The 15976-nt window shown below is 44.7% G+C and carries 24 protein-coding genes; 19 read left to right on the top strand and 5 right to left on the bottom strand.

Going from position 1 to position 15976, the window contains the following annotated elements; all coding sequences use genetic code 11:
• Window positions 1-941 precede the first annotated feature (941 nt).
• The 12 genes from F4V72_RS23560 (at window position 942) to F4V72_RS23505 (ending at window position 6175) form a co-directional block, all read left to right on the top strand.
• On the top strand, window positions 942-1241 hold the full coding sequence (locus tag F4V72_RS23560; RefSeq protein ID WP_003019663.1) for a type II toxin-antitoxin system RelE/ParE family toxin: 300 nt from the start codon (window positions 942-944) through the stop codon (window positions 1239-1241).
• A 9-nt stretch (window positions 1242-1250) separates the two neighbouring features.
• Window positions 1251-1559, top strand: coding sequence for a HigA family addiction module antitoxin (locus tag F4V72_RS23555; protein WP_003019666.1), 309 nt, complete (start codon window positions 1251-1253; stop codon window positions 1557-1559).
• Complete coding sequence (locus F4V72_RS23550; protein WP_136057843.1) at window positions 1559-1807, top strand: antirestriction protein ArdR; 249 nt, start codon at window positions 1559-1561, stop codon at window positions 1805-1807. Before F4V72_RS23555 ends, F4V72_RS23550 begins: the two co-directional genes overlap by 1 nt.
• Window positions 1804-2388, top strand: a complete 585-nt coding sequence (locus tag F4V72_RS23545; RefSeq protein ID WP_136057844.1) for a hypothetical protein — start codon at window positions 1804-1806, stop codon at window positions 2386-2388. Before F4V72_RS23550 ends, F4V72_RS23545 begins: the two co-directional genes overlap by 4 nt.
• Window positions 2389-2477: 89 nt before the next feature.
• The gene (locus F4V72_RS23540; RefSeq protein ID WP_136057845.1) at window positions 2478-2945 is read left to right on the top strand and encodes an antirestriction protein; all 468 of its coding nucleotides are present in this window, start codon (window positions 2478-2480) and stop codon (window positions 2943-2945) included.
• Between the two features lie 47 nt (window positions 2946-2992).
• Window positions 2993-4111, top strand: a complete 1119-nt coding sequence (locus F4V72_RS23535) for a protein klcB (RefSeq protein WP_136057846.1) — start codon at window positions 2993-2995, stop codon at window positions 4109-4111.
• Window positions 4112-4372 carry a transcriptional regulator gene (locus tag F4V72_RS23530; protein ID WP_136057847.1) on the top strand — a complete coding sequence of 87 codons (261 nt, stop codon included), beginning with the start codon at window positions 4112-4114 and terminating at the stop codon, window positions 4370-4372.
• Between the two features lie 99 nt (window positions 4373-4471).
• A complete protein-coding gene (locus F4V72_RS23525) occupies window positions 4472-4642 on the top strand; it encodes a DUF2688 domain-containing protein (protein ID WP_136057848.1) in 171 nt (56 codons plus the stop codon).
• A complete protein-coding gene (kleE, locus tag F4V72_RS23520; RefSeq protein ID WP_136057849.1) occupies window positions 4639-4962 on the top strand; it encodes a KleE stable inheritance protein in 324 nt (107 codons plus the stop codon). Before F4V72_RS23525 ends, kleE begins: the two co-directional genes overlap by 4 nt.
• A 74-nt stretch (window positions 4963-5036) precedes the next feature.
• Window positions 5037-5282 carry a hypothetical protein gene (locus F4V72_RS23515; protein ID WP_136057871.1) on the top strand — a complete coding sequence of 82 codons (246 nt, stop codon included), beginning with the start codon at window positions 5037-5039 and terminating at the stop codon, window positions 5280-5282.
• The gene (locus F4V72_RS23510) at window positions 5282-5872 is read left to right on the top strand and encodes a zeta toxin family protein (RefSeq protein ID WP_136057850.1); all 591 of its coding nucleotides are present in this window, start codon (window positions 5282-5284) and stop codon (window positions 5870-5872) included. The genes F4V72_RS23515 and F4V72_RS23510 overlap by 1 nt, the downstream gene beginning before the upstream one ends.
• Window positions 5873-5968: 96 nt before the next feature.
• The gene (locus tag F4V72_RS23505; protein ID WP_136057851.1) at window positions 5969-6175 is read left to right on the top strand and encodes a hypothetical protein; all 207 of its coding nucleotides are present in this window, start codon (window positions 5969-5971) and stop codon (window positions 6173-6175) included.
• A 105-nt stretch (window positions 6176-6280) separates the two neighbouring features.
• Here the strand turns inward: F4V72_RS23505 and F4V72_RS23500 are convergent, their stop codons facing one another.
• Window positions 6281-6694: a hypothetical protein gene (locus tag F4V72_RS23500; RefSeq protein WP_136057852.1), complete on the bottom strand. Its 414-nt coding sequence runs from the start codon at window positions 6692-6694 to the stop codon at window positions 6281-6283.
• A gap of 1487 nt (window positions 6695-8181) precedes the next feature.
• Here F4V72_RS23500 and F4V72_RS23490 point away from each other — a divergent pair.
• The 7 genes from F4V72_RS23490 (at window position 8182) to F4V72_RS23460 (ending at window position 13845) form a co-directional block, all read left to right on the top strand.
• Window positions 8182-8535, top strand: a complete 354-nt coding sequence (locus F4V72_RS23490; RefSeq protein WP_136057853.1) for a TrfB-related DNA-binding protein — start codon at window positions 8182-8184, stop codon at window positions 8533-8535.
• Between the two features lie 2 nt (window positions 8536-8537).
• Complete coding sequence (locus F4V72_RS23485; protein WP_232081701.1) at window positions 8538-9302, top strand: ParA family protein; 765 nt, start codon at window positions 8538-8540, stop codon at window positions 9300-9302.
• The gene (locus tag F4V72_RS23480) at window positions 9302-10315 is read left to right on the top strand and encodes a ParB/RepB/Spo0J family partition protein (RefSeq protein ID WP_136057854.1); all 1014 of its coding nucleotides are present in this window, start codon (window positions 9302-9304) and stop codon (window positions 10313-10315) included. The genes F4V72_RS23485 and F4V72_RS23480 overlap by 1 nt, the downstream gene beginning before the upstream one ends.
• Window positions 10316-10440: 125 nt before the next feature.
• On the top strand, window positions 10441-10638 hold the full coding sequence (locus tag F4V72_RS23475) for an antitoxin VbhA family protein (protein ID WP_136057855.1): 198 nt from the start codon (window positions 10441-10443) through the stop codon (window positions 10636-10638).
• A complete protein-coding gene (locus tag F4V72_RS23470) occupies window positions 10635-11651 on the top strand; it encodes a KfrB domain-containing protein (protein WP_136057856.1) in 1017 nt (338 codons plus the stop codon). Before F4V72_RS23475 ends, F4V72_RS23470 begins: the two co-directional genes overlap by 4 nt.
• A 21-nt stretch (window positions 11652-11672) precedes the next feature.
• The gene (locus F4V72_RS23465) at window positions 11673-12350 is read left to right on the top strand and encodes an IncP plasmid survival protein KfrC family protein (RefSeq protein ID WP_136057857.1); all 678 of its coding nucleotides are present in this window, start codon (window positions 11673-11675) and stop codon (window positions 12348-12350) included.
• Window positions 12351-12786: 436 nt separating this feature from the next.
• A complete protein-coding gene (locus F4V72_RS23460; RefSeq protein WP_136057858.1) occupies window positions 12787-13845 on the top strand; it encodes a DNA-binding protein in 1059 nt (352 codons plus the stop codon).
• 132 nt (window positions 13846-13977) lie between these two features.
• Here the strand turns inward: F4V72_RS23460 and F4V72_RS23455 are convergent, their stop codons facing one another.
• The 4 genes from F4V72_RS23455 to F4V72_RS23440 are packed head-to-tail and all read right to left on the bottom strand — an operon-like array spanning window position 13978 to window position 15852.
• Window positions 13978-14214: a hypothetical protein gene (locus tag F4V72_RS23455; protein WP_136057859.1), complete on the bottom strand. Its 237-nt coding sequence runs from the start codon at window positions 14212-14214 to the stop codon at window positions 13978-13980.
• Window positions 14215-14264: 50 nt separating this feature from the next.
• Complete coding sequence (locus tag F4V72_RS23450; RefSeq protein WP_136057860.1) at window positions 14265-14705, bottom strand: conjugal transfer protein TraM; 441 nt, start codon at window positions 14703-14705, stop codon at window positions 14265-14267.
• Window positions 14705-15490, bottom strand: a complete 786-nt coding sequence (locus F4V72_RS23445) for a conjugal transfer protein TraL (protein WP_136057861.1) — start codon at window positions 15488-15490, stop codon at window positions 14705-14707. The genes F4V72_RS23450 and F4V72_RS23445 overlap by 1 nt, the downstream gene beginning before the upstream one ends.
• Window positions 15490-15852, bottom strand: a complete 363-nt coding sequence (locus tag F4V72_RS23440; RefSeq protein ID WP_136057862.1) for a TraK family protein — start codon at window positions 15850-15852, stop codon at window positions 15490-15492. Before F4V72_RS23440 ends, F4V72_RS23445 begins: the two co-directional genes overlap by 1 nt.
• Window positions 15853-15976 lie beyond the last annotated feature (124 nt).

The following is a 15976-nucleotide window of genomic DNA, read 5'->3' as shown; positions in this document are numbered from 1 at the left end:
GCTGCTGATGAGAAACAAGGTGAAGCTGATGCAAAGGCTTAGTTATTCACCGGCTATTGACATATGAGGTAGCTAAACTTCTCGAAAATAGCCTGAGCGGTGCATAAACCGTGTGCAAATTGGCCCTGTGTTGACACTTGAGGTAGGGCGTATTGACACTTGAAGTAGATCACTTCCGATGATCCTGAAAATTAGCAGTTTAGATGAACATTTTTTAAACCATTCGGTGTTTAGCTAAATAAACTGTTAGTTTTATTCACAATATCTGTGGATAAGTCTGTGATTATCTCAATTTTCTATTGACACTTGAGGTAGAAAATCATGACATTTGAGGTAGAAACTATTGACATTTGAAGTAGGTTTTTTTGATATTTGAGGTAGGGATCATTGACATTTGAGGTAGGAATTATTGACATTTGAGGTAGACCGACTTAAAAAAAAATCTTTAAAATCAATACCATAAAACCTATTTTTTGACCCTCTAACCCCTCTTTTAACCTATAACCTCTTTTTTTAACCCTTTATATAACCCTTTTTTTAACCATAAACGCCCCCGAAGGGGGGAAACCCCCCTTCTCAATCCCACCCGGCCGCAAGCGGCCTCCCATCCCCCCAGGGGCAAGCCCCTCGACCGCAAGCGGTCTTCACCCCAAAATGACTCACTCGCTTCGCGAGCTTAGGCCGCTTCGCTCTCGGCAAAGTACCTTTGCCGGTTATAGATACTCGCTAAAAATACCAGGCACACATCGAAATTCTGAGCCGCTATAAGACAGCAAGGGTTTACGCCAGAAAGAAGGGCTTTAAAGCGATCGTCTTAGGATCGTTATGCGCGATTGGATCATTCCCAAATGTGCCAAATCGGTATCTTCATGTTCCATTTTGGTTGCATTGGTCGTATTTGATGATATAATGAACACTCAATAATATGATGGAGCGCTGGAATGATTGGTAGCTTTAAGGACGGCCAGAACGGTGAGCTTGCAACGTTCTACGTGCATGGGACACGGAGCGCACAGATACCGGCCATCATTGAAAAGCCGCTTCGCCGTAAGCTGTCTCTTCTGGCCGCTGCCAGCAGTGAAAAGTCATTGTTCTCGCCGCCCGGTAACAATTATGAACGCTTGCAGGGTAATCTCGCTGGATGGTCAAGCATTCGGGTGAGCATTCAGTGGCGTCTAATCTTTCGCTGGCGCGATGGCCATGCTTACGACATTTATCTCGATCCACATAAGTACCGCTAGGGGGGGAATATGGATACGATCACCGCAGAACCAACCACTGTAGGCGAAATGCTGTCAGAAGAGTTTTTAAAGCCGCTGAACATCACCCAGGCTGAGCTGGCGCTGGTAATGGGGGTGTCCCGGAAAGTTATCGGCCAGATAATCAATAATAGCCGCCGTATCAGCGTAGCAGAAGCCTCACAGCTGGCCGTATTGTTCCAGACTGATGAAGATTTCTGGATTAACCTGCAGGCCGCTCATGACCGTTGGGAGAGCCGAAATATTATAGCGAATAACCATTTCCGCCCTATTCAGGATCTGCTCGCGGAGGCAGGTTGATGATCAATTACGTAGAAATAGCCCGGAGCTGGCGATTACAGAACCCGGAACATGCTGATAGCGGCATTGTGCTTATCTGGAATGATGCGGTTTACGGCTGGAAAAACTGCCTGCGTGATCCTCAACATGAAAGACCTGTAGCAATCGCTGTTGATTCCAGTGAGCATATTTTTATTACCGAAGGCGGTAACGAGTATGATGGTGCGAAGTGTTGGGTAGTTTTGGAAAATAAGAAGGAACTTATATGAATGATAATGCGCATTTTGAAACGGTATTTTCTACATTCCCGCAATTTTATTTTGCAATGGTTGTTGCTGGTTTGTCGTATATAACTTTTGCGGTAATGATGAATTTAATCAAGCGTAGTCAGTTTTTAAAGAAAGTTTTAGATGGTAAGTATGATCTACCTGGAAATGGTGACAATGAAGAAGAAGTCTGGAAGAAGGAACCATTTTTAAGTTTTATAAAATGGGATAGAAAACGTTGCATTATCCAGTCAATAGTATCTGCCGTTTTCTTTGTTTTGATCATTGCATCATTTATTTACTATCTGCTTGAGGTGGGAACCAAAAAGGATTTATATCTGTTTGTGTTTACTTTTTCATTACTTGCAAGTTGTCACAATTTAATAAAGTCTATTCACGCAATGATTGACGCCAAGAAAATGAATAAAGATCTCAAAGAGAATATAAGTGCTGATTTGTTTAATTCACACTTCACAAAAATTATTAAAGCAGAAGGTGTTTATTTATACTGCTCTCTATTTTTTGATATTGCATGTATCATTGTCTTTGGCTGGATGCTGTATTCTGAATTTGTGGGAAAATAGAATAAAACACTTCACATTATAGGACAAAATGTCCTATAATGTTTGTGAAGGCCGGGTAAGTCACTCAGGTCAACTACCGGAGAATTCCGATGAATGATGAAGTTATCGTTACTGCTCGTAAACTTACAGATTATGAAGAACGCCTGATGTTTATGCCGAAATTTTTCGGCCAATACTGGCATTTAGTGGAAAACCACACTTATAACTGGATGCGTAAATTAAGTCCTGAAAATAAAAGCCAATATTTAAGTAATGCGCTGGATAAAATTGAAGCCCATTACGATGGTGGTGAGTGGGATTTTTATGAGCTTTCAAATGGTGGTTATTTTATGGACCCAAACAGCCGTGAGCATTACCGTATTTCTGTTCAGGGTAATTACTTTGACGGTTTGTTAAGCGCAGAAGCTGCAGGTATGGTGGCAACCAGTTTTGTGCTGGCCCAGCTTGCTAATTCTAATCTGCCATTTTCAGAAAGATGCTGTGCTTATTATCATCAGTTATTTGATTACGCCAGCGGGCATCAAGAATATGCGCAGTTCCGTGCGGCCATCGATTAAGTGAGTCTTTATCCCCTGCTCTGCAGGGGATTTTTCAGGGGTTTAATATGTCAAAACATTATCCTGGCGATGACTCTCGCGATCAGCAAATGGAAGCCATTGCGCAGCAGCTGCCGGACGACCATCGCATTCTGGACGCGGCGTACTCAGCGCTAATTGATTTGAATAAAGCCTGTATGACCGGAGATCCGCAACAGCGTCATGATGCTGTGTACCGGTTTGAAGCCTGTATCTGGAAAATGAACGGTAAAACCTTCTTTGGGTGTAATGCCGGTGAACATGAAGCGGCTCATGTTATCAGTGAATATTGCCGTGCTGATGACGGTAGCGTTCCTATGTGGGGCCAGCACGGTGATTTTATCATTGAAAGTTTCAGTGGTATGCGAGCAAAGGTAAAGGTCGAAGCCGGATGTATGATGGGTTATCTTTCCACCTCATTTCATGCCGTTGATTTAGGCGCACCCTTTATATCCGAAACAGGGTATCGTTCGCATTTCGTACAGCTTTCAGATGTCAGACCTGGAGAAACCGTTGATGCACACGTATCCCGTGTATTTCAAAGCCTGATTGACGCCAGAAAGAAACCTGCTTTTATCGCTGCTGATTCCCGTGACAGGCTGGCATCTGAGCCTTTGCCTGATTGGTTAAAATCAATTTCGCCGCCTCCTGACAGAACGCCTCTAACGCTCCCTGACGGCTTTGTTCGGGTAGAGGCGTTATTACCCGCCTCTAAAGCATTTATCGCCCGGAAATGGTCTGTAGCAGCCCAGGAACGTATTACAGCTATTATACAGCGAGAACGGGAGGCTGAAAGAGAGGCTATGCGGGCCGAAAGCGAACGGCGTAAGCAGCTGGCAAAGGAACGACCGAAAGAATACAAGGATCGGATGATTACGGTTCAGCGCTATAAGGAATTTTACGTTGGTGCTCGCTGTGAAATAGTGAGTGTACATCATCCGGTGTTTGCTAAAAATATTGGCACTATTGTAAAAATCGTTACGATATACGATTCAGGATGCGTGGAGGCGCATGAAGATAAGCCTATCCGTTATCGAATCAACCGTCGCGGAACACAGGTAGTTGATTTTGACCCTGCTTGTGTTCGTACTTTTTATAATGTTGATCAACTGAAATTACTGGAAGACAACAAAACAGGTGAATCGTGAATGCAAACTAAACCCTACCCTGTCTCAATCAGGTCAGAATGTTTTTTACCCTTTGGTGCGGGATGGGTTTGTCCGACGCCAGAAGAAATTCGTACTTTAATGCAGATAGCAGCGTTAACAGGAAGTAAAGTAGCCACACTGACTGGCCTGAAAGACAGTCGAACTGTCAGGCGCTGGATTGGTGGCGATACACCCATTCCTTTTTCAGCATGGGCCATCCTGGTTGAATATGCAGGACTGGGTAAAATCTGGAAGGTGTGAAAAGAAATTTAGCCGCTAAAATTGCAGAACAGGACAAAATGTCCTATAATATTTGTGACGGCCGGGTAAACATCTCAGGTCAGCTACCGGAGAACTCCGATGAAAAATACACTTATCCATACCCACTGCAGGCGCAGCGGCTACAGTCTTACCATGCTCAAACATAGCGTTTTTGGCTTTAGCTCACTCAAGACCAACATTAGCGCTATCCTCATCAAGGACAATAACCAACCGGTTTCAGTGTATCCATCCAGCAGGAGGCCAGTATGACCAACGTAGTTAAATTTCCCCGGAATGAGAGTCATAAACAGAAGCAGGTGCAGCCAGTCAAAAATACAGTGGGTCAAGCCTCAGATAACACGCTGCGTAATATTGTTCATGGTATTATTGCGGCGGTGTACATGGTATTGGTTATCCTCTGGATTCCTGTTCGATTCCTTCTGATTGCGAATGTTATTGTGCAGTTTTTCAAAATGCTCTTTAAATGGGATCAAGGCGCATTTTCTGCAGCGTGGCCGTTCGTGCTTAGTTTTCTTATTCTGGCTGTACTGACTTACATCATAGCTACCTGGAAACCTAAAGCGCCGTAGAATGCCGTGGTTTTGCGATGGTATAATGAATGAAAATTACCAAGAGAATATATTACAGGGGCATAATCATGAATATGGATTTATCTCATCTGGCCGAAATGACTGCATCTGACGAGGCTCGGTTCTTTACCGTTTTTGATAGACAACTTGAATATGATGCAGGTGAAGAGGCCCGCGCTAATCTCCTGAGTGGCGTACCCATTTATTACGCTGAACGAAATACGCCAGAAGGGTGTGTTATTAAAGAATATCCCGATGGTCGCAAGGAGCTGGTTAGCTTTATGACTGGCACCGAAAAAGTAGTTGAGGTTAAAGCCTGATGCGTCCTCAGTTGTGGGTTATTGCCGGACCTAATGGAGCTGGTAAATCTACCTTAGTTAAGCGTCATATGATGGGGAAAATAGAGGTTATAAATCCTGATGATATTGCTCGTGAGCAGGGTATAAGTAATCGAAAGGCAGGAGAGCAGGCGCTCTTGCTGAGAACAGAAAACCTCAAAAACAGTCGCACTTTCGCTGTAGAGACGACTCTCACAGGAATGGGGGAAGTTAAAATGATGCAGCAGGCGGCAGCTGCAGGCTACAAAATTAACCTAATCTATGTGGGGATAAAAGATGTGGGTATGTCGGTAGCGCGTGTTAACCAACGTGTAAGTCTTGGTGGTCACAATGTGCCGATTCAGGATATTTTCAGGCGATATGAGCGTTCTGTTGCCAATTTACCTAAAGCAATGGCTGTCGCTGACCGGGTGTGGGTATTTGATAACAGCTACAACAGACGGCGATTGTTGCTTTCTACAGATAGAGAAAAGACAAAACGACTTTCATCTGATCTGCCAGCCTGGTTCAAGAAAGTGGCAAGTCAGGAAATTGAACAAGCCCGAACAAAAAAAAAGAAATTACGCCGTTAAGGGGGGGGCGACGCTCAAAGGAGCGAAAACTCACGTTAAGCAATTTTTGATTATTAAAGCCGATTTAAAAATGGCGGTAATGGGAGCGATAAATATATGAAAAAGTTAACAAATTATGAAAAAGGTATATTGACGGCGTGCGCTATTCTACAGGAGATACACGGGCAAACGCGTGCAGCAGGCGACATCATAAAGGAAGTTAAACTCACTCACGCCAATTGCGTAGATTTAAATAACAGCATCAGAATGAACCTTAAGGTTATCCAGGAACAAGAAGATTTAAACCTTGTAGGCCTTGATTGATGAGGTTTTTCGTTTGTCCGATAAATCATAACATTGTGGAAAGTGAAAAACGCGCTCAAAACAGTGTGTTTTTAAGCCCGGCATTTAGCCAGGCCTTTTTCAATATTAAAAGTCATCGACTATCTGACCCTTAATAAATACATATTCAGGCGGGAAATAACAGTTTTCACGAAGAATAGAACGTATAACCTCAAGATTATCAACCGGAATGTTTTTATTTAATCTGAAAAAAACAAGATTCATCATAAATTCATTAAATGCAGACGATAGCTCATCTTCAGAAAGAGTTTCCCTTAAAGGACGATAAAGAGGCTCATCATCTTCATTTTCATAAGAAGAATAACGTTCAAACAAAGAACGACTAACAAACTTAAAAACTTCATCGTCATGAATTAAATCGTAGCTATCATCACATTCATGACCAAAAGACGAAATCTCCATACCATCTTTAACATCATAAGCAACTATACAGCCAGCATCAAAAGCTAACTGTCTTGATAAATCATCGCCATCTAACATATTGATTAATCCCATATTAGTTAATAAACACTCCGTTGGCTAAAAATGAATTAGTCAACTGTAAACATTCTAACCTTTCACCTTTTTAACCTGCAATACAACAATTAGGGGTGAGTTTGGAGATCGGAAATTAATGTACCTTTAGCGCATTATTTAACCATTCCAACGCGTAAGGTATTGATTTAGTGGCAGTGGCTATCGCTTTTAAATTATCGCGTATTCAGTATCGCATTTAGGTTATCCGATTAGATAAAATCTCCGGGAAACGGCGTATAGCGCGGGAGTACACCCTATTGCTACAGGTAAGCCTGTTCAAAAAACAGGCTTACCGTACAATAATTTTCTATATCCAAACTGACCCCTACCTGTAACGGCTCGCAATCGAAAACAGTCGGACTCGCAATCAGCGCAAATTTTGGCTCACATTAACTGCAACTGAAATCGGGCACGGACTCACAATAACTGCAAATGGACTCGCATTTATCGCCGCTGGCTCGCAATCAAAATTTCTGGGCTCACGCTAAGTGAAAACGAAATTTGCGCCAGTACACGCGCCACATGTCTAATTCGGGTCTACCCAAAACAGACAGGCCGATGAGACAGTAACGCCGCCTCATAAGGATTTGAACCAGATTTACGAGACAACCAACATTCGACCTCTAGAGCCAAATGAGACATTTTTCTCATTTGCAGTTATTGTGAGTCAGTCAAAATGGATTGCGAGTCCGTCTGGCTGATTGCGAGCCGATTATCACTTAATGTGAGCCGGAAGCATTTTTCATTTGCACTTAATCCGAGCCGAAAAACGGGATTATTGCGAGTCGGTGAAGTTTCGATTGCGAGCCGTTACACCTACCAGAAGCTGGACACTCAATGTCCTGGGAAAATCCATCGGCACTGGCCGTAGTGTTACATAAGGAATTTAGTGGGGGATAATTTACATTTCCAGGGGGGCAACTTAATCAGAGTCAGATGTCGCATTTTGTAGCTTCGCTCCCATTAGGGGGTTGACGCTCAACGGAACGGTTTCACACGTTAAGGACTTTTTGTCCGATAAATCAAAACATTGTGGACAGTGAAAAACGCGCTCAAAACAGAGTGTTTTTAATCGCTAAATGGCATTTAACGGACACAGCTGTCCATAAATCGATTTTTCAGACAACCTTTCACGCCTAACGTGAGTTTTCGCTCCGTTGAGCGTCGAACCCTACAACCCCACTTTAAAGTTCTTGCACTGATATTATTGTTTAGCTAAATTTAATTTAGCTAAACAATGAGATTATAGGAGCATCAGGAAAGCACTTTTGAAATTTTTAATGTGATTTTCATCGAGAGTGTTTCACAGAAAAAAATGGTCACCCTTATTTTCGTTATATCCACGAAAAAATGAATTTTAGCGGCTAAAATGATTGACCAATAAACATAGTTTAGCTAAACTATGTTTGTGGTGTCATTGAGTCAAAGACGTTGAATCTGGAAGTGAATTTATGATGACGTTTAATAGTAATGACCCGCAAATAGCCAAAAGTGGCGATGAAAAAAGTGAAAAAAAACGCCTGACAGAAGAGGTTTTTGCAAGAGTTACCCGAAGCCTGAATGTTGGCAAGCAAACGCTTGATATAGCTTACGGTGTACTGGTTGACGGGAAGCCGCAGAAGTATTTTGTTGAAACACTGGATATTTCTCGCGGGGCTGTTTCGCAGGCGGTTAACCGAGTGTGGGATGCCTATAAACAAGAAGTACCTGACGGTTTTGTACGTGTTGAAGTCGTGTTACCGGAACGGCAGGCTTTCATTGTTAAAAAGTGGGCTGACGAGGCAAAACGTAAACAGGAAGAATAGCGATGGCTATGAAAGTATTGGTTACAGCAAATCAAAAAGGGGGAGTTGGCAAGACTTCCACCCTGGTTCATCTGGCATTTGATTTTTCAGAACGAGGCAAGCGGGTTGCTGTAATCGATATGGATACCCAGGGCAACGCCTCTTTTACTCTGAAACAGTTCTCGTCCGGCATTAAAGCGAATGAAATGTGGGGCGAGATCGAGCCAACTCGCTTTACCCAAATGCCTGAGAGCGGTATTTCTCTCATTGAGTCGGATATTCAACTGGCAAACGTAGAAAAACTAAATCTGCCGGCAATGGTGAAGCAGTTCCGCCATAACCTGCAGCAGTTGGCCGACAGTGGCTTTGACGTCTGCCTGATTGATACAGCGCCTACGGTTAACAATGCGCTTATCGTTGCGCTGGCGAGCGCTGATTTTGTGGTATGCCCTATTGAGCTTGAGGTGTACTCAATTCAGGGTATTAAAAAGATGCTTACCACCTTCACCCAGGTGAAACGCAAAATGAACAGCAAGCTGGAATTTATTGGTATGGTTCCAAGTAAGGTAGATGGCCGCAATCCTCGCCATGTAAACCACCTGCAGGAGCTGCAGACGGCCTACCCTACGTTAATGGTTCCTGTGTCTGTCGGGTTGCGAAGCAGCATTGCTGATGCACTGGCTTCACATGTCCCTGTCTGGAAAATAAAGAAGACAGCAGCACGTAAAGCCAGCCAGGAAATGAGAGCACTGGCCGATCATGTTTTTACTAAGATGGAGATTGCATAATGACTAAAAAAAATTCTTCCGGCCTTGGCCTTGATACCGTTGGTGATCTCTCAGACTTTCTTGATGCGTCTGCAGGAGCTGATGGGAAACCACTGATGCTGAATGTAGATGCAATCGATCCAGACCCAAATCAGCCGCGCCAGCAGGATAATCCAGGATTCTCAGATGAATCCATTAACGAACTGGCCGGAACCATTAAAGCGCGTGGTGTGAAAATGCCGATATCTGTGCGTGAGAATCCAGACAAACCAGGACGCTATGTTATAAATCATGGTGAGCGCCGCTGGCGTGGAAGTAAAGCTGCAGGTAAAAAGCAGATCCCGGCATTTATTGATAATGATTATTCTGACGATGATCAGGTTATTGAAAATATCCAGCGTAATGATCTGACCGCGCGTGAAATCGCCGTACACATTGGCCGTAAACTGGCGGCAGGTGTATCGAAATCTCAGATAGCTAAAACGCTTGGCAAGTCGCCAGCGTTTGTTACTCAGCACGCCGCGTTACTGGATCTACCTGATTGTATTGCGGATGCTTTTAATAGTGGTCTAATCCGTGATGTTACAGTAGTTAATGAACTGGTTACGGCGTATAAGCAAGATCAGGAAGAAGTTCAAAAGCTACTTGAAGAAAATGAAGGTGAAGATATTACCCGTAGTGCGGTTAAGGTTTTCCGTGAGTTTCTTGATGAAAAAGAATCCAGTAAGCGCGATCCTGACACCATTGACGCTTTTAACGGTCGTGCAGATGCAGATGCTGATGAGGAAGAAACTGATGGTCATGATAATAACGATGTAACAGATAAGGTCCGTAAGACGCCAGAAAAGGAAACGGACCCTGATAAATTTAAAAAGGCAATTGTCATCGTGGAGTACATGGGGGAGCAGGGGCGTTTGATCCTCACTAAACGTCCAAGCGAAGAGGGATTGGCCTGGATTAAATTTGATTCAACGGGGGTGGAAGAAGAATTAAATCTCGAAAATGTGAAAATTATTTGCCTTATGGAAGGATAATGATTATCACTACTTGCTAAAAATCCCGCGATGGCGGGATTTTTTTGATAATTTTGCAGTATTGCATGATTTTAGCCGCTAAAATATTATAATATATAGCTAAACAAATTGTTACCGGAGGAACCATGTCTAAAAGTTCAGTCAGGGCAGGAGGATTCGAAAAAGCTGAGGCAAGTCTGCGGCTTGAAGGAATGGACCCTAGCGGAACTTCTCTCTATGAAGGTATCAAACAACGTATCATTGCCGGTGATATTACTTACGAGCAGGGCAGAGCAGAGATATACGAATATCACGCTCAACGTGCAAAACAAAACCAGGTATGAGTGATAATAAAGACCCTTATTTTTATCCGGGTACTGATGTTCTTATCAATACGGCTGATATCAGGGATAAAAAACAGCTTGAAGCATTTGAGCGAGACACAGTAGCGCTTAATTTGTCACAACTGGAAGAAAGTCCCATCCTTGGGCCCTTCGATGAACAGCGCCTCAAGGAAACTCACAAACGCATTTTTACTGGCATTTATCCCTGGGCCGGAGAATTCCGGGAAAATACCGGGATGATGGTCAAAGAGCGGTTGGGGAATCAGGTGGTATATGCTGATTCAGCCTACATTGAACCAGAGTTAAGTAAACTTTTTCAAATGTTGGAGAAAGAGCAATTCTTTCACAGAATGGCCCCCGAAAAAATGGCAGAGCGTCTCGGACATTATTACAGCGAGTTTGATGCTTTGCATCCATTCAGAGAGGGGAACAGCCGGACACTGAGACAGTTTATGTCAGACCTGGCCTTAAACGCCGGTATGAACCTGAACTGGTCTATGGTGGCAACAGATGATGATGCAAGACTAAAACTGTATCTTGCGCGTGATGTGGCCGTTATCAACGCAGATTCATCCATGCTGACTGACATTATAAAAAAAGCAGTCAGTCCTGTCCCACCGACACAAACGATTGACGATAACACCAGGAGTAACACCGACATGAGCAAACAACGTGTTCTTGTCATGAACGGCCAGCGCGTGCTGCAAAGTGGAGATGCAGGCAAATGGAAAAATGACAACGTTGATAAAGCAGGCAGTATAAAGCCAGGCATCTACCCGCTTTATCTGTCCAGGGAGCCGGATAAAACTAATTCTTATAATGGTCCGATTTTACACGCAGATAAACAATCAGTATATCAGCAGGTCGGTAAGCAGATTTTCAAGCACGACCGCCAATATTTCGATAAACTGCCAGAAATAGGTACGGAAAAGAGTATTTCGTATGACCAGACTTCCGGTAAAGCTCAGGTAGCAGCAGCCACAGAGAAGCAGGGCCGGAAGTTCTCCAGATAGCGAATAGCGTAGGAGTCCCGGATGAAACCAACTACCACATTTAAAAATCCCGGCGCGGTCCGGGATACTTCCCCCCCTCGTCAGCAGTCTGATATTAAACCTGACCTTCTCGCAGAGTCGGAAGCCGTAAATATCCAGGAGCAGGTACAGCAGCTGCATGACGAGCAGCAGCTGATCAATGACCCATCCCATTTGCAGGATTCGCAAACTGACGCCGGTAACATCGGGCAGGAATATAAGGATGCGGTAGAAGCGGCAGTAGCGGAAAAAGAGACACAGGCAGAAAACCTTGAAAACCGCCTGGAGTCGCTGATAGGCAAACAGGAAGCGATCCTGCAGCAAATGATGAGTCGCCAGCCTGGATTTCTGGCTCTACCCGGACAGAAAACGAAATGGCAGTCGCAGGTACAGCAGCAGCAGTCATTACTGAGTCGTCTGCAGAACAGGCTCGAAGCGGTCAAAGAAATCCATGGCGGTATGGGATTGCATGGCCCACGCATACATGAACTGGCGACGGCAAAAGTACGGTATGAAAAACCAGACCTGGCCGAAGGCTGGGATGAAATGCGGGCCGCACACCGTGCGCATGAAAATCTGATGCGGCGACAGGCGAAAGAGCAGAAAGAAAAGCTACAAAAAGAACAGGCACCATCGTTGGGTAGGAGTAATGGTCTGAGCCTTACAAGAACAATAACTTGATCAGCTACAGAATCCCCGCCATGCGGGGATTTTTTTTCAGCAACAATTCCTGCCCCCTAAAAACAGCGGAACCCCGATAAACGGGGTTCAGGCCGGTTGGCGATAAGGCACGCTACAACAAACTTCACGATCTGACTACATATGGCTGCATTCCGCTTTCCCGCCTTACAGGGAGGTTGCCTAAACCTCACCAGACCGTCAAAAAAATATACATCATCAATTCATGTATTGCAATGTCTTTTTTTAGCTAAACAAATAACCGTGAAATTTTAGCCGCTAAAATTGTTGTGGTTACAACGTCACGCATATAGTTAGTTAGTTAGTTAGTTAGTTAGTTAGTTAGTTAGTTAGTTAGTTAGTTAGTTAGTTAGTTAGTTTTGTTTTTTTATTTGTTTTGTGTATAATGAATGTACAGTTCATATTTGGGGGCGATATCATGAGACCTGTTACATTTGAACCACAACAGATTATTGAGGCTGGTCTGGCACTTCAGGCTGATGGGCGGAACATTACCGGCTTTGCGTTGCGTAACCGGGTTGGCGGGGGTAATCCGGGGCGGCTTAAGCAGGTGTGGGATGAATATGTTTCATCACAGACAGAAGTCACCGCCGAGCCTGTGGCCGAGTTGCCCGTTGAAGTGGCCGAAGAAGTTAAGGCCGTATCGTCAGCACTGGCCGAACGTATCAGCCAGTTAGCTACCGAGTTAAATGATAAGGCTGTCAGAGCCGCCGAACGGCGGGTAGCCGAAGTGACCCGCGCGGCGGGTGAACAGACCGCACAGGCCGAGCGCGAGCTGGCCGACGCCGCACAGACCGTTGACGATCTGGAAGAAACACTGGATACCCTGCGGGACGAACACAGCACCACACTGGCGGCGCTGGACGACAGTCGGGGGAAAGAGCAGGCTCAGGCCGTCGAACTGGCTCAACTGCGGGAACGTCTGACCGCGACAGAGAAACAGCTTGGTGAATCAGAGAAGGCCGGAAAAGAGGCCGCTGAACAACACCGGCAGCAACAGGCAGACCTGCAAAAACGGCTTGATGCGGCCGAGAATAAACTGGTCGAGGCTACTACGCGCCATTCGACAGAATTGCAGTGCGTCAGGGAGCTGCACGCAGGGGAAATTAAGGAACTTAAGGGGCAACATGCCCGGAGTGAAAGCGATCTGCAAAAGCGGCTCGATGCGGTCGAGAATAAACTGGCAGAAGCCACTACACGCCATGCAGCAGAGTTGCAGAGTGCCAGAGAGCAGCACACAGGCGAAATTAAAGAGATTAAGGCGCAACATACCCGGAGCGAAAGCGACCTGCAAAAACGGCTGGATTCTGAACTGAAAGCCCGTCAAACAGCGCTGAAAGAAGCAACGGATGCGCGGGAAGCAAAGGCGGTCATGACAGGTGAACTCAGGGCGCTGAAAACGCTGAACGACCAGTTGACAGCTTTGCTTGCCGGAAAAAATGAACCTGCAGCGGTGAGAACAAAAAGTACTAAATAGACTGTCTGGCTCCCTTATATATCCGGTCAGTTCATTTGATCGGTATATTGCTTAATGCTAATATACGCGTACATTAGCATTAAGCATGAAGGTGCTATGCGCGTTTTGCCTAATGGCGTGAAAAAGCGGATTTCACAGGGAATGAAAAAACTCGTCAATGATCTGTAATGGGCGACCTGGTTTTTTGCCTGCAAAGTAATGGCCTCGCGGCAAGCGTTCGCCTTTCTTCAAGCGATAGATCCAGTCCTGGAAAGCAGGACGGGGTTTACAGCGGCCAAACGCTTCCAAAGACTGTGTTACCTGGACGGATTGACTACCATATTTTCTCATTTTACGCAGTGTTTGATCCATCAGTGACATGTTTTGCATTTAACCACACTCTTTGGACTTTTTAGCCGCTAAAACTTAGCGGCTAATAGTCACTTGTAAAATGTTGCAATGAAAGCGACGGCAGCAGCCATTAAGGTGATCACCGCCGCCGCCATATTCATCATGGCGAGTTTCCTCGCCCCTTCTACGTGCGACCGCGATTTTCTGATCTCGTCCTGAACTTCTTTTCTGATTATAACAGCGGTTTCTGTGGCAGCAGACGTCAAAACCCGCTCCATAACCTCCGTATTAGCCTTTAGCGTGGCGTTGAGGATGCGGTCAGCCTTATCCTTCGCGCTGAAATCCCACTGCATCAGGGCGCTTTGTAGCTCGGATTTAAATTCATCCAGAATTTCACTCTGTTTCTCCTGGCTTTCATCCAGCAAATAACGAAGCAGGGTAGGAACGACCATAATCGGATCGGTTTCATCCAGTGCTATACCATGCTTTTTAGCAATGAGCGCAATGAGTTCTTCCGTCTTATCATCCATCAGATCACCGTTGCCAGATCAAGCTGTTCGAAAATCAGGGAGCGAACCTGTTTCAGGCGCTGCCGAACCATGATTGACAATGATTTATCTTCAATCGCCTCATCAAAGGTTTTGTAATTCTCCAGCATGTCAGCAAAATCCTGACCGTGTAATTCTTTCTTGAGCGTCGGCAATCGGATTAAGGCATCAACCTTATCTTTATGTGTCAGATAGGCTTCTGATTTTTCGAATGGCACACCCTTATCGGATTCCACTGGACCCCAATAGGGATTAAGCCAGATAACAAAGCGGGTTTCTGACGGGTATTGTTCCACCATGGCCTTGAACCCCTCCACAGTGTAATCATGTGCCTGACCTCCGACAATTGATATATGGATAACTAGCTGTTTACCCATTTCGTAAAGCAGGGACGGGATTTGCTGGCTAATCAGATAGCTTGATAACGGAATGAAAGACGGTGCTCCGTTATCAATAATAATGTCCGTATCGCCGGATTCGTCAATCCACTGGATAAGGGTATCCAGCTTGCGCTGATTAATCTCGTCTCCTTCCATAATATCCAGTTGGCGGACGTTCAGTTTCTGATAATTCGAAAAAGTCGGATTAAGCGGATCGGTATCGATACAGAGTGGCCTTTCCCCTTTACTAATTTTATACATACCCAACAAGGCAGTGCTGACAGATTTACCGCAACCACCTTTACCCTGCTGAGCGCTGTGAACGAAGTGACGTACTGATACCATTTTTGCTTCGGTATGTTGTTTATTTTTATCTGCTATAGGCATTAATTATTCCTCCCCTTTTTTCCGGGATTAAAACGGAAAACTGGTAGTTGACTGCCGGTAGTTTTTTTCTGTGATTTTGTTGCAGCCTGTGCTGGTATGCTTTCGGCAATGTGACCTGTAGGTTGTCTTTCATGTATATAGCGTTTAACGTGGCGACGAAAAGTTTCGTATGTTGTAGTGACCCGTCCGGTCTCGTACATGTGTTCCCAAATAGTGACCATTGAATAACCGGCATCAATGGCTGATTTCACATCATCACGGAGAGCCAGAAAAACCACTCTGGCACTATTCGGGCTTCTGCCATTTAGTCCCTTTTTCTGCTTAACCCACTCCTGTAGGTCATCTAAATAATCTTTTCCCATCCGATAACCTGCGTATGTATTTATAAGGTATTTCTGTGTATTTCTGTGTGTATTTAAGCAGGATAACAGTTGTAAATCGCCCGGAAAACGTTGGTTTTCCGGTGTATACGGCATAGTAACGTTG

The sequence above is a fragment of the Salmonella enterica subsp. diarizonae genome, assembly GCF_008692785.1.
GTDB lineage: Bacteria > Pseudomonadota > Gammaproteobacteria > Enterobacterales > Enterobacteriaceae > Salmonella > Salmonella diarizonae.
Note: the sequence above shows the minus strand (reverse complement) of the source record. Positions and strands in the feature narration are given on the sequence as shown.

What these genes read in the sequence shown, in the direction of transcription:
- F4V72_RS23445 (WP_136057861.1), bottom strand. Translation starts at nt 15,490, where the DNA reads ATGCCTATAGCAGATAAAAATAAACAACATACCGAAGCAAAAATGGTA.
- F4V72_RS23515 (WP_136057871.1), top strand. Translation starts at nt 5,037, where the DNA reads ATGGATTTATCTCATCTGGCCGAAATGACTGCATCTGACGAGGCTCGG.
- F4V72_RS23485 (WP_232081701.1), top strand. Translation starts at nt 8,538, where the DNA reads ATGGCTATGAAAGTATTGGTTACAGCAAATCAAAAAGGGGGAGTTGGC.
- F4V72_RS23500 (WP_136057852.1), bottom strand. Translation starts at nt 6,694, where the DNA reads ATGTTAGATGGCGATGATTTATCAAGACAGTTAGCTTTTGATGCTGGC.
- F4V72_RS23460 (WP_136057858.1), top strand. Translation starts at nt 12,787, where the DNA reads ATGAGACCTGTTACATTTGAACCACAACAGATTATTGAGGCTGGTCTG.
- F4V72_RS23550 (WP_136057843.1), top strand. Translation starts at nt 1,559, where the DNA reads ATGATCAATTACGTAGAAATAGCCCGGAGCTGGCGATTACAGAACCCG.
- F4V72_RS23455 (WP_136057859.1), bottom strand. Translation starts at nt 14,214, where the DNA reads ATGCAAAACATGTCACTGATGGATCAAACACTGCGTAAAATGAGAAAA.
- F4V72_RS23530 (WP_136057847.1), top strand. Translation starts at nt 4,112, where the DNA reads ATGCAAACTAAACCCTACCCTGTCTCAATCAGGTCAGAATGTTTTTTA.
- F4V72_RS23475 (WP_136057855.1), top strand. Translation starts at nt 10,441, where the DNA reads ATGTCTAAAAGTTCAGTCAGGGCAGGAGGATTCGAAAAAGCTGAGGCA.
- F4V72_RS23540 (WP_136057845.1), top strand. Translation starts at nt 2,478, where the DNA reads ATGAATGATGAAGTTATCGTTACTGCTCGTAAACTTACAGATTATGAA.
- F4V72_RS23440 (WP_136057862.1), bottom strand. Translation starts at nt 15,852, where the DNA reads ATGGGAAAAGATTATTTAGATGACCTACAGGAGTGGGTTAAGCAGAAA.
- F4V72_RS23560 (WP_003019663.1), top strand. Translation starts at nt 942, where the DNA reads ATGATTGGTAGCTTTAAGGACGGCCAGAACGGTGAGCTTGCAACGTTC.
- F4V72_RS23535 (WP_136057846.1), top strand. Translation starts at nt 2,993, where the DNA reads ATGTCAAAACATTATCCTGGCGATGACTCTCGCGATCAGCAAATGGAA.
- F4V72_RS23490 (WP_136057853.1), top strand. Translation starts at nt 8,182, where the DNA reads ATGATGACGTTTAATAGTAATGACCCGCAAATAGCCAAAAGTGGCGAT.
- F4V72_RS23525 (WP_136057848.1), top strand. Translation starts at nt 4,472, where the DNA reads ATGAAAAATACACTTATCCATACCCACTGCAGGCGCAGCGGCTACAGT.
- F4V72_RS23555 (WP_003019666.1), top strand. Translation starts at nt 1,251, where the DNA reads ATGGATACGATCACCGCAGAACCAACCACTGTAGGCGAAATGCTGTCA.
- F4V72_RS23470 (WP_136057856.1), top strand. Translation starts at nt 10,635, where the DNA reads ATGAGTGATAATAAAGACCCTTATTTTTATCCGGGTACTGATGTTCTT.
- F4V72_RS23505 (WP_136057851.1), top strand. Translation starts at nt 5,969, where the DNA reads ATGAAAAAGTTAACAAATTATGAAAAAGGTATATTGACGGCGTGCGCT.
- F4V72_RS23465 (WP_136057857.1), top strand. Translation starts at nt 11,673, where the DNA reads ATGAAACCAACTACCACATTTAAAAATCCCGGCGCGGTCCGGGATACT.
- F4V72_RS23545 (WP_136057844.1), top strand. Translation starts at nt 1,804, where the DNA reads ATGAATGATAATGCGCATTTTGAAACGGTATTTTCTACATTCCCGCAA.
- F4V72_RS23450 (WP_136057860.1), bottom strand. Translation starts at nt 14,705, where the DNA reads ATGGATGATAAGACGGAAGAACTCATTGCGCTCATTGCTAAAAAGCAT.
- F4V72_RS23480 (WP_136057854.1), top strand. Translation starts at nt 9,302, where the DNA reads ATGACTAAAAAAAATTCTTCCGGCCTTGGCCTTGATACCGTTGGTGAT.
- kleE (WP_136057849.1), top strand. Translation starts at nt 4,639, where the DNA reads ATGACCAACGTAGTTAAATTTCCCCGGAATGAGAGTCATAAACAGAAG.
- F4V72_RS23510 (WP_136057850.1), top strand. Translation starts at nt 5,282, where the DNA reads ATGCGTCCTCAGTTGTGGGTTATTGCCGGACCTAATGGAGCTGGTAAA.